Origin of the sequence: Brevibacterium siliguriense (assembly GCF_900105315.1) — a bacterium.
Lineage (GTDB): Bacteria > Actinomycetota > Actinomycetes > Actinomycetales > Brevibacteriaceae > Brevibacterium > Brevibacterium siliguriense.
Map to the genome: position 1 here is coordinate 827,083 of NZ_LT629766.1, position 13,520 is coordinate 840,602.

Annotated in this window: 12 protein-coding genes; 11 read left to right on the forward strand and 1 reads right to left on the reverse strand. The window is 65.3% G+C overall.

Annotation, left to right across the window (positions count from 1 at the left end; translation table 11 throughout):
• Positions 1-5: 5 nt before the first annotated feature.
• Positions 6-1,478: an LPXTG cell wall anchor domain-containing protein gene (locus BLU88_RS03565; protein WP_092010066.1), complete on the reverse strand. Its 1,473-nt coding sequence runs from the start codon at positions 1,476-1,478 to the stop codon at positions 6-8.
• A 289-nt stretch (positions 1,479-1,767) separates the two neighbouring features.
• Here BLU88_RS03565 and dcd point away from each other — a divergent pair, with 289 nt between their 5' ends.
• The 11 genes from dcd (at position 1,768) to BLU88_RS03620 (ending at position 13,492) form a co-directional block, all read left to right on the forward strand.
• Positions 1,768-2,346 (forward strand): dCTP deaminase, encoded by a 579-nt coding sequence (gene dcd, locus BLU88_RS03570; RefSeq protein ID WP_092017127.1) that lies wholly within the window; start codon positions 1,768-1,770, stop codon positions 2,344-2,346.
• Complete coding sequence (locus tag BLU88_RS03575) at positions 2,343-3,581, forward strand: hypothetical protein (protein WP_231939571.1); 1,239 nt, start codon at positions 2,343-2,345, stop codon at positions 3,579-3,581. Before dcd ends, BLU88_RS03575 begins: the two co-directional genes overlap by 4 nt.
• 180 nt (positions 3,582-3,761) lie before the next feature.
• The gene (locus BLU88_RS03580) at positions 3,762-6,809 is read left to right on the forward strand and encodes a Na+/H+ antiporter subunit A (RefSeq protein ID WP_092017131.1); all 3,048 of its coding nucleotides are present in this window, start codon (positions 3,762-3,764) and stop codon (positions 6,807-6,809) included.
• Positions 6,806-7,441, forward strand: coding sequence for a Na(+)/H(+) antiporter subunit C (locus BLU88_RS03585; RefSeq protein ID WP_092010068.1), 636 nt, complete (start codon positions 6,806-6,808; stop codon positions 7,439-7,441). The genes BLU88_RS03580 and BLU88_RS03585 overlap by 4 nt, the downstream gene beginning before the upstream one ends.
• Positions 7,438-9,021, forward strand: coding sequence for a Na+/H+ antiporter subunit D (locus BLU88_RS03590; RefSeq protein WP_092010070.1), 1,584 nt, complete (start codon positions 7,438-7,440; stop codon positions 9,019-9,021). Before BLU88_RS03585 ends, BLU88_RS03590 begins: the two co-directional genes overlap by 4 nt.
• The gene (locus BLU88_RS03595; protein WP_231939572.1) at positions 9,018-9,677 is read left to right on the forward strand and encodes a Na+/H+ antiporter subunit E; all 660 of its coding nucleotides are present in this window, start codon (positions 9,018-9,020) and stop codon (positions 9,675-9,677) included. The genes BLU88_RS03590 and BLU88_RS03595 overlap by 4 nt, the downstream gene beginning before the upstream one ends.
• Positions 9,674-10,225, forward strand: a complete 552-nt coding sequence (locus BLU88_RS03600) for a monovalent cation/H+ antiporter complex subunit F (RefSeq protein WP_092010072.1) — start codon at positions 9,674-9,676, stop codon at positions 10,223-10,225. The genes BLU88_RS03595 and BLU88_RS03600 overlap by 4 nt, the downstream gene beginning before the upstream one ends.
• Positions 10,215-10,610: a monovalent cation/H(+) antiporter subunit G gene (gene mnhG / locus BLU88_RS03605; RefSeq protein WP_092010074.1), complete on the forward strand. Its 396-nt coding sequence runs from the start codon at positions 10,215-10,217 to the stop codon at positions 10,608-10,610. Before BLU88_RS03600 ends, mnhG begins: the two co-directional genes overlap by 11 nt.
• Positions 10,600-11,352, forward strand: coding sequence for a response regulator transcription factor (locus BLU88_RS03610; RefSeq protein WP_092010076.1), 753 nt, complete (start codon positions 10,600-10,602; stop codon positions 11,350-11,352). The genes mnhG and BLU88_RS03610 overlap by 11 nt, the downstream gene beginning before the upstream one ends.
• Positions 11,349-12,770 carry a sensor histidine kinase gene (locus BLU88_RS03615; RefSeq protein WP_092010078.1) on the forward strand — a complete coding sequence of 474 codons (1,422 nt, stop codon included), beginning with the start codon at positions 11,349-11,351 and terminating at the stop codon, positions 12,768-12,770. The genes BLU88_RS03610 and BLU88_RS03615 overlap by 4 nt, the downstream gene beginning before the upstream one ends.
• Before the next feature lie 5 nt (positions 12,771-12,775).
• Positions 12,776-13,492: a hypothetical protein gene (locus BLU88_RS03620; RefSeq protein WP_231939573.1), complete on the forward strand. Its 717-nt coding sequence runs from the start codon at positions 12,776-12,778 to the stop codon at positions 13,490-13,492.
• The last annotated feature ends 28 nt before the right edge of the window (positions 13,493-13,520 follow it).

A 13,520-nucleotide genomic window follows, 5' to 3' on the forward strand; every position in this document is an offset into this window, starting at 1 on the left:
GGATCTTAGAACTCCGCGGGATCGTCGGAGGCGTTCATCCGCCGACGGGTGATGATGACAGCTGCTGCACCGACTGCGAGCAGACCGACACCGAGTGCCAGTCCGGTCATCTCGGCACCGGTGCGCGGCAGGTCGCTGCCGGAATCGCCCTGGCCGCTGCCGTTTCCGTTTCCGCCCTCGTCGACGGCGGTGCCGTTGGTGAGCACGGTGAAGCTTCCGCCCTGGGGCTCATCGAAGCTCTCGGCCTGAGCACGCACGTTGTAGGTGCCGAGCACGGCCTTGACCTTGGCTTGGACACCGAACGTGACCTTGCCTTCGGAATCGGCTTCCTTGGTCATCGTGTAGCGGTCGACCTTGCCCTGGGCATGCTCGACCGTGATGGAGACCTTCTCGCCGGGCTGAGCACCGCTGACTCCGATCTTGACGCCGTCATTGAGGAAGTCCTCGGAGCTGACCTCGGTCGGGTCGATGAACATCGACGCCTGAGCGGCAGCGGCAGGCTTCTTCTCCTCGGAGCCGGGGCTGGCCGGACCGGTGGACTCGGGAGCCTCCTCCTCGGCCTCGGACCCTTCGGTCTCGTCGACCTTCGGCTCTTCGGTATCGGTCTCGGTCGGGCTCGGCTTGGGAGCCTCGGTGGCGGGATCCTCTTCCGGGGCCTTGGCCGGTCCCGGCTTCACATCGTCGGCAGAAGCCTTGTCGTCCTCGGCCTTGTCGGTCTCGGTCGGGCTCGGCTTCGGTGCCTCGGTTGCGGGCTCCTCGGTCTTGGACTCTGTCGGTTCCGGGGCCTTGGTGGTCGGATCCTCGGTCTTCGTCTCCGAAGGCTTGGGAGCCTCGGTGGTGGGCTCTTCGGTCTTGGTCTCCGACGGCTTCGGGGACTCCGTTTCACTAGGAGTCTCGTCCGGAGTCTTGATCGGGCCGGTGGCCGAGTCGCACTTGTCGTCGTCCTTGCTATCGCCCTTGCCGGGATCGTCGACCTCGGAGGCCTTGGAGACGACATCGAAAGTCACCTTCGAGGACTTCTTCTCGGACTTGAGGTCGGTGAGGTAGAGCGAGTATTCGCCGACAGGTACCTGGGCACCGTCGGTGACGGTGAAGAAGTAGGTTCCGGAGACTTTTCCGTCTTCGTCGACCGTGAGCTTCTTCTCCGGAGAGTATTCGGTGCCATCGGTGCCGACGACGGTCACCGTGGCCTTCTCGTCCGGGGTGAATCCGGTGCCGGAGAAGCCGATTCCCTTTTTGTCGTCAGCGATGTCGGCGCGGGTCACCTGTGCCTGCGCAAGTGTGGCCTGCGGATCCGACTTCTCGGGAACCGAGGAATCCGATTCGGAGCTGCTCGATGACTGCTGATCACCCTGGGCGCACAGCGGTTGCTGAGGGACCGAAGCGGTGGACTCTGTCGCTGCGAACGCCGGGGCGCCAGCAAGACCTGTCAATGCAACGGCTACTGCGGGGGCAAGCACAAGACGCGAGGTCTTCACAGTAATGCCTTTCGATTGTTGTCTACCCACGAAAGACGATGGACTCCCGGCATTCCTTGGCTTAAGAAGGGGAAGGCACCATCGTGCGCGGGTCCGTACAGCTCATTACCCTAAAGCATTCATCCGCCGCTATGTGGAGACACACGGGTAGAAATCAGGAGAATTCCCGAAAATCGTTATCTGTTTGTAATATAGTTTCGGCGTGTCGGCCGGATTCTTTCGCCGTTACGGTGCGCTCGGTGCAGGTGATCCCGAGCGTGCGCGGCCCGGAACGACTACCATCGGAAACGTGACTCTCCTTTCCGACCGCGACATCCGCGCCGAGCTCGACTCCGGACGCATCGCCCTCGACCCCTACGACCCCTCGCTGATCCAGCCGGCCAGCGTGGATGTGTGTCTCGACCGCTATTTCCGGCTCTTCGACAATCACAAATACGCGGTCATCGATCCGAGCCTCGAGCAGCCTGAACTCACGCGCTTCGTCGAAGCCGCTCCGGGGGAGCCCTTCGTCCTCCATCCGGGGGAATTCGTCCTCGCCTCCACTCACGAGCTTGTGACTCTGCCCGTCGATGTGGCGGCTCGACTCGAGGGCAAGTCCTCGCTCGGGCGTCTGGGCCTCCTGACCCACTCGACGGCCGGATTCATCGACCCGGGCTTCAGCGGCCACGTCACCCTGGAGCTGTCGAACGTCGCGACTCTGCCGATCACCCTGTGGCCGGGGATGAAGATCGGTCAGCTCTGCTTCTTCCGACTCAGCTCGGAAGCGGAGAATCCCTACGGTTCCAAAGCCACGGGCAACCGCTACCAGGGCCAGCGCGGTCCGACCGCATCCCGTTCGCACCTCAACTTCTACCGGAGGGACATGTGACCACCCGCCGCGAACTGCGGCTGCAACGCGAAGCCGCTGAACGCGCAGCCCGGGAACAGGCTGACGCCGCACGCTACCAGGTACCCGATACCCAGGCGAAGGGCACCCCGACACCGAGCGCTTACGCATCGGGCGTCTCGAAAGCGACAGGAGACCAAGCCGTCCCCGGAGCACCCGCCCCGGTTCCCGAGACTCAGGCTCCCGAAGCTCAGGCCGCGAGCCGGCGGCGGACCGGGATGCCGTCGACGGGACGGCCCGGCTACGGCGGTGGCGCCTCCGCGCCCGAGGACACGGCCACCTCGGCGGATCTGCGGGGTTTCCACCTCATCCTCCTCGATGACGCCGTCGAGGTATCCGACGTCCTCGCGCTCATCCACAACAAGCTGCCCGATCTGCGCCCCGCGCTCGACGAACACGGGCAGATGCGGTTGAGCCGGCACTCCCGACTGAGCTCGGGGGTCACCCTCGATCCCGCCGATGCCGCCGCGCTCGAGGTTCCCGAGTGGGCTCGGCATGCCATCGTCATCGACTGCCCCCGGGACCGCCAGCCGACCCCGCCGCCGGACTGGTTCGCCGATTCCGACGGACTCCACGAGGCCTTTCCCAACGGGATGCCGGACCGGGAGGAGGAGCGGATGCTCAGCCTCATGCTCTCCGTCGCCTCCCGACTCCACACCGGCGTGCGCCTGGCCGACGAGTCCGGACTGCCGACGCGCGTGATCATTCCCGACCCCGAGGCGAAGGTCGACCTCTACATCTACTCCTCCTACTGGATGGAACCGCCCGTCGCCCTCGACTTCGTGCGCCGCCATGCCCCGCACGCTTTCCAGCAGGCCCTGCCCACCCCCGACGAGGATGTGCTGGCCCAGGCGAGCATCGACGACCCGCTCTTCGATCCTTCCGCGCCAGTCGTCCTCGACGGCTACGCCCTGCTCGTCCCTCTCGGCGAGATCGATGAAACCGCCGGCAGCCTCGAGATCCGTGTGATGGAGGCCGAATGGGTTCCGCCGATCATCGCCGCCCACACCGATGCTCCGCAGATCGAATACCACGTGCACTGGATGGACACCGAGTCGAAGCGCTATCAGCCGAACCAGCGACGCCGATTCCGGCGGATGCGCAGCCAGGTGGCCCGGCTGACCGACGCGATCGGAGCCGAACTGCTCGTCGGCTCCGCAGGCATCGGCCTCGACGAGAACGGCTTCCTCGTGACCAGCCGTCAGCTGCGCTCCTGACCACTCGTCGTCTCTGTGCGTGACCAGCCGAAAACAGCGCTCTTGATCGGTGCCGTGCCGGGGCGGACCCTGTCTCAGCTCACACCCTGGGATTGGGGAAACGACACCTGTCCGTGCGAAAATGACCTGACGAACCTTTCTCACACAGGCATCTGACGGAGGTGGCCGCCGGTGATCATCATGACAGGGGCCTTCTTCGGGGCGTCTGTCATCGCCTACCCACTGGTTCGCCTGCTCGGCCGCAACGCCTTCTTCCTTCTCGCTCTCGTCCCTCTCGCGGGACTCCTGTGGAGCCTGTCGACGATCTCCGATCTCTTCGGCCCAGCCGCTCAGCCCCTTGTGGAGAATCTGGACTGGCTGCCCGAGCTCGGCCTCAGCGGAGTCTTCCGCCTCGACGTGCTCTCTTGGATCATGACGCTGCTGGTCACCGGGGTTGGAGCCCTCGTCTTCGTCTACTGCGCACGCTACTTCCCGCCCGATGAGCCGGGACTGGCCCGTTTCGCGGGAATCTTCATGGCCTTCGCCGGAATGATGTACGGGCTCGTCGTCGCCGATGAGCTGCTCATGCTCTACCTGTTCTGGGAAGGCACCACAGTCTTCTCCTACCTGCTCATCGGGCACAGCCAGTCCCGCCGCCGCTCGAGGCAGGCGGCCCTGCAGGCGCTCATCGTCACCACCGCCGGCGGACTGGCCATGCTCGTGGGCATGATCCTGCTCATCACCGCCACCGGCACAGGGCAGATCTCGACCCTGGTCGACCGTGCCCAGTCCGGCATGGACACCGGCGGTGTCATCGTCCCGGCCGTCATCCTCATCCTCGTCGGTGCGGTCTCGAAGTCCGCGCTCATGCCGTTCCACTTCTGGCTGCCCGGCGCCATGGCCGCACCCACTCCGGTCAGCGCCTATCTTCACGCCGCGGCCATGGTCAAGGCAGGAATCTACCTCGTCCTGCGCTTGGCTCCCGGCTACAACAACATCCCCGGCTGGTCCGAGGTGCTGCTCACCCTGGGCCTGCTGACGATGTTCATCGGCGGTTGGCAGGCGCTGAAGCAGACCGACCTCAAACTGCTGTTGGCTTTCGGCACGGTCTCCCAGCTCGGATTCCTCACCACCATGGCCTCGTTCGGCACTCCGGACATCACGAAAGCGGCCCTGGGCCTGCTCATCGCCCATGCCCTGTTCAAGTCCTGTTTGTTCCTGTGCGTCGGCATCATCGACCACCGCGCCGGCACGCGTGACCTGACGAAGCTCTCCGGCGGTTGGAAGGCCTTCCCCGTCGTCGCCGTGTGTGCGTCGATCGCGGCCGCCTCGATGGCGGGACTTCCTCCGCTGCTCGGGTTCGCCGCGAAGGAAGCCGCATACTCGACCCTCCTGTCCTCACCGGACAAGATCTCGGTCATCGCCTTCATCGGCATCATGATCGGCTCAATCCTCACCGTCGCCTACTCGGCCCGGTTCGTCTGGGGCGCCTTCTCCTCGAAGCCGGGAGTCGACGACATCGCCCGCCGCGACGAGAAGCTCACCCTCGTCGTCTCCCCGCTCATCCTCACCGCACTGACTCTGGCGCTGGGCCCCGGAGTCGGTCTGCTCGACGGCTACTTCTCCGCGTGGACCTCCGGGCTGCCGGCCGTGGCCGAAGGCGATGGGCACTACCACCTCGCGCTGTGGCACGGATTCGAACCGGCGCTCGCCTTCACCGCTGTGACCGTGGCCGCGGGCCTCGCCCTGTTCATCTTCCGCCGATCGTTCGCGAAGGTCCAGTCGACGCTGCCGTCGGGCCTGGACTTCCACGAGCTCTACCGAAAGCTCATCGGCTGGATGGAGGCCCTGGCGCTGTGGGTCACCGCCCGCACCCAGCGTGGTTCGCTGCCGTTCTACCAGGGCGTGGTCTACTTCGTCCTCGTCGCCGGACTGGGGTTGGCGATCATCGCCAACGACACGTGGAGCATCACGTTCCGGCTCTGGGACACTCCGCTGGACCTCATCGTCGCGGCCGTGCTCGTCATCGTCGCGATCGGTGCCACCCGGGCCAAGAAGCGGTTCACCGCCGTCGTCGTCACCGGCATCTCCGGGTATGCCATGGTCGCCTACTTCGCCTTCGTCGGCGCTCCCGACCTGGCCCTGACCCAGGTGCTCGTCGAGACCATCACGATCGTCGTCTTCGTCCTCGTCCTCCGCCGGCTGCCGGCACGCATCGGCGAGTCCACCGGGCGGCTGACTCCCGCCCGGCGGGCGATCATCGGCGGCGCCGTGGGCATCACCATGATGCTCGTGGTCCTCATCGCCACAGGTGTGCGCGTGGCCGATCCGATCTCCGTCGACTTCGGTCAGCTCGCCTACGAGCTCGGCCACGGCAAGAACATCGTCAACGTCACCCTCGTCGATATCCGCGCGTGGGACACGATGGGCGAGATCTCGGTGCTCGTTGCCGCCGGAACCGGTATCGCCGGCCTCATCTTCGTGCGCGGACGCGAAGGCCACCTGCATCGGTTCGAGAGGAAGAGGGACGGCACCGAGGCGGCCGGTCGCATCCGCTTCCAACCCGTGGCCGAGGACGTCGTCGACCTTCACCACGCCGGCCGCGGGGAGGGGCTGTCGCAGAAGCGGGCGTCGTGGCTCATCGCCGGACGGACCTTGGCTCCGCGTAACCGGTCGATCATCCTCGAGGTCACTGCTCGCCTGATCTTCCACGCCGTCATCGTCTTCTCCGTCTACCTTCTCTTTGCCGGCCACAACGATCCGGGCGGCGGATTCGCCGGGGGCCTCGTCGCCGGGCTCGCGCTCGTCGTGCGCTACCTCGCCGGTGGCAAGTACGAACTCGCCGAGGCGGCCCCCTTCACTCCCTCGGGAATGCTGGGTACCGGTCTGGTCACCGCGATCCTCACCGTCATCGGCGGGTGGATCTGGGGTGACACGGTCTTCGAATCCGTCTACCTCGAGGGTGATCTGCCGCTGCTGGGCCACCTGTCCTTCGGGACGTCGACGTTCTTCGACATCGGCGTCTATCTCATCGTCGTCGGCCTCATGCTCGACATCCTCCGCTCACTCGGAGCCGAGGTCGACCTGCACCAGGAACGCGACGAGATGATGCTGACCAACCGCATCCACGACAATGTGAACTTCTCCGAGAACATGGGCGCCACCGCCGAACACCGTGCCGTGTCCGAGATCATCGACCGGGTCAACGAACTCGACGTCGACAACGGTGCGGAAGGAGGCCGCCTATGAGCGTCTCCTTCATCATGGTCCTGGCCATGGGCGTCCTCTTCGCCGCCGGCATCTACCTCATGCTCGAACGCTCGCTGACCCGCGTTCTGCTCGGCTTCATCCTGCTCGGCAATGGAGTGAACCTGCTCATCATCCTCACCGCCGGCCGCGGATCCCCGCCCCTGACCGATGGAGAGAACCTGTCGACCGAGGGTATGTCCGATCCGCTGCCGCAGGCGCTCATCCTCACGGCCATCGTCATCACCTTCGCCGTGACGGCATTCCTGCTGGCGATGATCTACCGCTCCTGGAGGCTCATGCGCGCCGATTCGCTGCAGGATGACGACACCGACCTCCAGGTGGCGATCACGAAGCTCATCGACTCCGAGGCGGAGGCGAGCACGGACTACGACGACACCGAGTTCGGTGACGAGGCAGAGTCCCCGATCACCGGCGCCATCGACCTCGACGACGACGGAACACCGGCAGAGCGGGAGGACGTCGTCGACGATATCGAGGAGGCGTCGAGTTCGGCCGAAGCCGATGCCATCGCCGAGGCGGCCGTGGACTCCCAGACGGAAGCCCACAGCGCTGAGGAGGCCGAAGTCGCCGAAGAGGCCCGGGACGCGAAACAGCAGGGAGACGACTCATGATCGATCTTCTGCCCGTACTCGTTCCCCTGCCCGTTCTGCTGCCGCTCATCGGTGCCGGAATCGCGCTCATCCTGTCCAAGAACACGCGGGCGCAGAACATCGTGTCGATCGCGATCCTGGTCGCGGTCATGGTCATCGCCACGATGATCCTCGTCGGCGTCGATGCGCACGGACCGCAGGTCGTGGCCATCGGCGGCTGGCAGCCCCCAGCCGGAATCGTGCTCGTCGCCGACCGGCTGTCGGCGCTCATGCTCATCGTGTCCGCGCTGGTCACCCTGTGCGTGCTCGTCTACGCGCTGAGTCAGGACGCCAACGACGACTCGAACGAGACCCCGATCTCCGTGTTCAACCCCAGCTATCTGGTGCTGTGCGCGGGCATTGCGAACTCGTTCCTCGCCGGAGACCTGTTCAACCTCTACGTCGGCTTCGAGATGTTCCTCGTCGCCTCCTATGTGCTGCTCACCCTCGGTGCCACGGCGGAGCGGATCCGGGCGGGAGTCACCTATGTGATCATCTCGCTTGTGTCCTCGGTGATCTTCCTCGCCGCCATCGGCATCATCTACGCAGCGTGCGGCACCGTGAACATGGCGCAGCTGGCGGGGAGGATCTCGGACCTGCCGGCCGATGTGCAGATGATCCTCCACGTCCTCCTGCTGCTTGGCTTCGGCATCAAGGCCGCGATCTTCCCGCTGTCCTTCTGGCTGCCCGACTCCTATCCGACGGCACCGGCCCCGGTGACAGCGGTCTTCGCAGGACTGCTGACGAAGGTCGGCATCTATGCGATCATCCGCACGGAGACCCTGCTGTTCGCCGAATCCTCCCTGCGGGTGCCGCTGCTCATCGCGGCCGGGCTGACGATGCTCGTGGGCATCTTCGGCGCCATCGCGCAGTCGGAGATCAAGAGGATCGTGTCCTTCACCTTGGTCTCCCATATCGGCTATATGCTCTTCGGCGTGGCGCTGGGCACGAGTGTCGGCCTGTCTGCGGCGATCTACTACACGGTTCACCACATCATCGTCCAGACCGCGCTGTTCCTGGCCATCGGCCTCGTCGAAATGCGCGGCGGGTCCACCTCCACGAGGTCTCTCGGCGGTCTCATGGTGCTCTCGCCGGTGATCACGATCATCTTCTTCATCCCGGCTCTCAACCTCTCCGGCATTCCGCCGTTCTCCGGGTTCATCGGCAAGGTCGCACTCTTCCTCGCCGGCTTCGACGACCACGCGTGGCTGCCGACCGTCCTCATCGTCGCCGGCACCGTGACGAGCCTGCTCACTCTCTACGTCATCGGACGTACCTTCAACCTCGCATTCTGGCGTGACCCGGCCGATGTGGAGGAGCCGAACGAGGACCTCGTCGAGGAATTCACGGAGCGGAAGAAGACGCTGCTGGCGGGGAAGAAGTGGAAATCTCAGATCGGCGTTCCCCCTGCCATGGTGGCGGCCACCTCGGTGGTGGTGATCGCCTCCATCGTTCTCACCGTCGCAGCCGAACCTCTGTGGGACATGTCGAACCGGGCGGCCGAGAACCTCTCGACACCGATCGACTACGTCACGAACGTGCTCGGAGGTGATGAGTCATGAGCCCCGACCGAGACCAGAACCAGTACCCAGATCAGGGACAGGTCCGGGTTCCGGGTCAGGACCGTGCACCGGCGAACCGGGCGCGGATGAGTCGGGGCCGCGGAATCATCCAGCAGCTCGTGCTGCTGGTCTCGCTGGTTCTGCTGTGGCTGATGCTGTGGGACTCGATCACGGTGGTCACCGTGGTCACCGGAATCGTGCTGGCCTTCGTCATCACGCGCGTCTTCTACCTCCCGCCCGTTGTGCTCTCCGGACGGTTCAACGTCTGGCATGCGCTGGTGTTCGGTCTGTGGTTCCTCTATTCGGTCCTCCACGCCTCCGTCGAAGTCGCCTGGTATGCGTTCCGTCGCAAAGCGGTCGGCGCCGGGTCCGTCGTCGCCTGCGATCTGCGCACGAGCTCGGACCTCGTGCTCACCCTCATCGCCGATACCGCCAGCCTCATCCCCGGGTCGATCATCATCGACAGCGATCGCGCCATGGGCATGCTCTACCTGCACTTCCTCGACTGCGATTCCGAGGAGAAGGTGCGCAAGGCGAAAGCGCAGGTCTACTACATCGAAGCGCTGCTCATCCGCACTCTCGGTTCGCACCGTGACCTCGCCGCCCTGCGTGCCAGACCGGATCCGCTGGGCGAGACCGAAGGAGGCCGTTCATGAGTGAGATCGTCCTCCACACGCTCGTCGTCGCCGGGTCGGTGCTGTTGGCCGCCTCGGTGGTCATTGCGCTCTTCCGCATCGTTCGGGGTCCGTCGATCCTCGATCGCATGATCGGCACCGACGTCGTACTCGCCTCGATCATGTGCGGCCTCGGCGGGTACATGGCCCTGTCCGACCGGACTGATCTGCTGCCCGTGCTCATCGTGCTCGCGATGCTCGGCTTCGTCGGTTCGGTCAGCGTGTCGCGGTATGTGTCGAAGTCCGATTCGATGACTCCCGGCGCCGAGGCGGGCGCCCTGTCCGAGTTCAGCTCCTCCGACTGGCACATGCCCCGTGACGCGGAGGAGCAGGGTTCCGAGATGACTGATTCCGGAGCGGCCGATGCTGGAACGGCGGAGGACGTCGAGGTCACCGAGATCGCGGATCCCACCTACGACGCCCACGCCGACAGCGGCGGCGAGGGCGAAGGAACCGGGCCCGACCCGGGGCCCGACGACGCCGAACACATGTCGGAGCGCGACGGAGAGGAGAACAGCCGTGGTTCTTGACATCATCTCGGCCGTGCTCATCTTCCTCGGCGCGGTCCTGTCCCTGGCCGCCGCGGTCGGTCTCGTCCGCTTCGGTGACCTTCTCTCGCGCATGCACGCGAGTGCGAAACCCCAGGTGTTGGGCCTGATGCTCGTCGCTGTGGCGATCGCGATCCAGTTCCCGACATGGGCGACGGTGACGACACTGGCGATCATCATCTCCTTCCAGCTCGTGACGATCCCCGTCGCCACGCATATGGTCGGTCGCGCCGGATATCGCACCAAGCACCTGCGTCGATCTATGCTGTACCGAGATGAACTCGCCGAGGCGGTCGACCGTGCCGAGGCCAGAGAGATTGCCTGGGAACGCCAGAGAGGAACCGGAACAGACCACCATGACGGCTGACAATCACACCGAGCCCCAACCACTCGTCTTAGTCGCCGATGATGAGCCCGATGTCCTCGGAGCGGTCGTACCGTTCCTCGAACGCTCCGGTTTCCGGGTGCTGCCCGCCAGCGACGGACTGCTCGCTCTCGATGAGATCCACCGCCACCGCCCAGATGTGTGCGTCCTCGACGTGCTCATGCCCGGAGCTGACGGCCGGCAGGTGCTGCGCCGTCTGCGCCAGGAGGAGAACTGGGTTCCGGTGCTGCTGCTGACTCAGGTCGGCGAAGGGGTCGAGCGGGCAATGGCTCTCGAAGAGGGTGCCGACGACTACCTCAACAAGCCCTTCGACCCGCACGAGCTCGTCGCTCGCATCCGTGCCGTGCTGCGTCGGACCCGCAATGACGGACCGCCGTTGGCCACGGCCCCGGTGCTCGTGTCCAGCTTCGGCCTGCGCGTCGACCGAGTCGGTCGCCGCGCCTGGCTGGGGCAGCGGGAGCTCGTCATCACTCCGAAGGGCTTCACCCTTCTCGAGTACCTCATGGTGCACAAGGACGAGCTCATCGAACGCTCCCGCCTGCTTGAGGTGCTGTGGGGATTCGAAGAAGCCGTGGGCACCCGCGCCGTCGATTCGCGAGTCGCCGAACTGCGTCGCGTGCTCGGCGAAGATGCTGCAGAACCACGGTGGATCGCCACCGTGCAGGGGCGCGGCTACCGCTTCGTCGGTGAGGTTCGCGGCGAGGACGGACAGAGCCGTATATGACGAACTTCCTTGTCTTCGAAATCCAGGTCTGGCTGTTCCTGCTGCTGCTCGTCATCGTGCTCGGCGGTCTGGCCGTCGGTGCCTGGTTCGGCTGGCGGTATCTGAAGAAGCGTGAGGCCGCTCTGCGGGAATCCATCGAGACCGCTGCGGCCGAGGACTCGATGACGAAGCGCAATCGGATGCTCATCCGACTCGACCATGAGCTGAAGAATCCGCTGACGGCGCTGCGCACCTCGGCGGCGAGCATCCGCGAGGTCGTCCGAGACGGCGGCAACCTGAGCGAGGTGGAGCCGGCCGCCAAACAGGTCGATGTGTCGTCGCGTCGGGTCGCCCGACTGCTGGCCGATCTGCGCAAGCTCGCCGATGTCGAGACCCGCATCATCGAATACGCACGCGTCGATCTCGATGCGCTCATCCATCAGGCCGTCGAGGATGCCTCGACCGCGCCGGGCGCCGAGGATCGGATGATCGTGGCCACTGTCGCCCGAGCTCCGTGGCGACTGCCCGATGTCGCCGGTGAGGAGGATCTGCTGCTCACCGCGATCCTCAACCTGCTGGGCAATGCCCTCAAATACTCGTCTCAGGCCGAAGTCGTCGAGCTGCGTGCCAATGAGCAGATCATCGACGGTCACCGCTGGGTCGTCGTCGAGGTCGCCGATACCGGCAGCGGCATCCCGCTGGCCGAACAGGAGAACGTCTGGGACGAGCTCTCGCGCGGCTCTCGCGTGCGGGCGGTCGCCGGTTCCGGAATGGGCCTCTCGCTCGTGCGCGCCATCGTCACCCGACACGGCGGATCTGTGCAGCTCTTCAGCCAGGAGGGTGTGGGGACCTCGGTGCGCATGGTCCTTCCCGTCCTCGCCGATGCCGCGCCCGTGACCGTTCCGCAGATGTCGGATCATATGGATCGAGTTGCCGCCGGTTCGCATGCGGTGCAACCCATGCAGCAGGCGGATTCGCGGCAGGCGCCCGGATTCCTGCCTCCCCGTCAGCCCAATGAGGCCGAACTGCAGGGGCGGATCCTCGGCACTCCGCGGAGGACGTCGAAGCGTCGCCTCGAGCGGGTCGACGGAAATCTGGTCAACCGCCGGACAGGGGAGTCCGTCTCTGGTGGATTCCCGCCGGATTCGGGTCAGCATTCGCAGTTCAAACCGCCGCGGCAGGTACCGAACGCCGGAGGGCAGTACCCCGGTTACGGGCAGCCTCCGATGGGCAGTCAGCCTGCCGGCGGTTCTCGGCCCACCGGTCAACCGCCTGTCGGCGGTCAGCCGAACTCGGGTCAGCAGAAATTCGGACAGCCGCCTGTCGGCAGCCAGCCCACTGGGCAGCCTCCTCAGCACGGGTACGGACAGCCCCAGCAGAACCGGAACGGCCCGGAAGCGGGGTACCCGGACCGTCGCCAACAAGGTGACCAGCAGTGAGTCCGGTGACCAAGCGAACGGGCTCGCCGAGACCCGCCTCAGTGCGGCGAGGCGCGGCTGCCGGCGCACTTGCACTGACCCTCTTGCTCAGCGGGTGTTCGGTCTTTCAGATCCGCACCGAAGACAAGGCTGACGGTCCCGTGCGGATCGGTGTCCAGGAGACCGCCGGCCCCGAGCCCACGGGCAAACCCACCGAAGCCGGAATCCCCGAAGGGATGTCGAAGACTTCGGTGACATTCGGCGACAGCTGCCCGGTCGAACTCAGCTTCGCGCTCGGCGATGACTGGAGGGACAACTCAGGGAGCAACGCAGAGTTCCATGTCTTCAATCATGGAGAAGACGCTTCTCGCGGCGATATCATCCTCGTCAACTGCACTGACGAATACGGTGACAGCGCGCAGGAAGTCATCGATCAGAAGAGGCGTTATAACTTCTCTGAACAGGACTCGCAGGTGATTGCCGAGCAGACGGGTTCTCTGGCCGCAGGAGAGTTCTGGAGCTACCAGGGGGAGCTCGGTCCCACCGAGATCCTCGCGCTCAACGGTGAACCGACGTCTGCCTTCGGGGTCCAGGCCGGCTACAAGATCAACGGACGTCTGGTGAATATATCGATCGAGATGCGCACACTGAAGACGAACACCGAAGTGGCGGAGGACTTCAAGAAGATGTTGCCGACGGTGACGATCGATGGCGAGAGGGTTCCGGCACCCAGCTTCCGGTGACCTCGGGGTGGGTTCCGAGCACCTCGGC

What these genes read in the sequence shown, in the direction of transcription:
- BLU88_RS03595 (WP_231939572.1), top strand. Translation starts at nt 9,018, where the DNA reads ATGAGCCCCGACCGAGACCAGAACCAGTACCCAGATCAGGGACAGGTC.
- BLU88_RS03580 (WP_092017131.1), top strand. Translation starts at nt 3,762, where the DNA reads ATGACAGGGGCCTTCTTCGGGGCGTCTGTCATCGCCTACCCACTGGTT.
- BLU88_RS03590 (WP_092010070.1), top strand. Translation starts at nt 7,438, where the DNA reads ATGATCGATCTTCTGCCCGTACTCGTTCCCCTGCCCGTTCTGCTGCCG.
- BLU88_RS03585 (WP_092010068.1), top strand. Translation starts at nt 6,806, where the DNA reads ATGAGCGTCTCCTTCATCATGGTCCTGGCCATGGGCGTCCTCTTCGCC.
- BLU88_RS03610 (WP_092010076.1), top strand. Translation starts at nt 10,600, where the DNA reads ATGACGGCTGACAATCACACCGAGCCCCAACCACTCGTCTTAGTCGCC.
- BLU88_RS03615 (WP_092010078.1), top strand. Translation starts at nt 11,349, where the DNA reads ATGACGAACTTCCTTGTCTTCGAAATCCAGGTCTGGCTGTTCCTGCTG.
- BLU88_RS03600 (WP_092010072.1), top strand. Translation starts at nt 9,674, where the DNA reads ATGAGTGAGATCGTCCTCCACACGCTCGTCGTCGCCGGGTCGGTGCTG.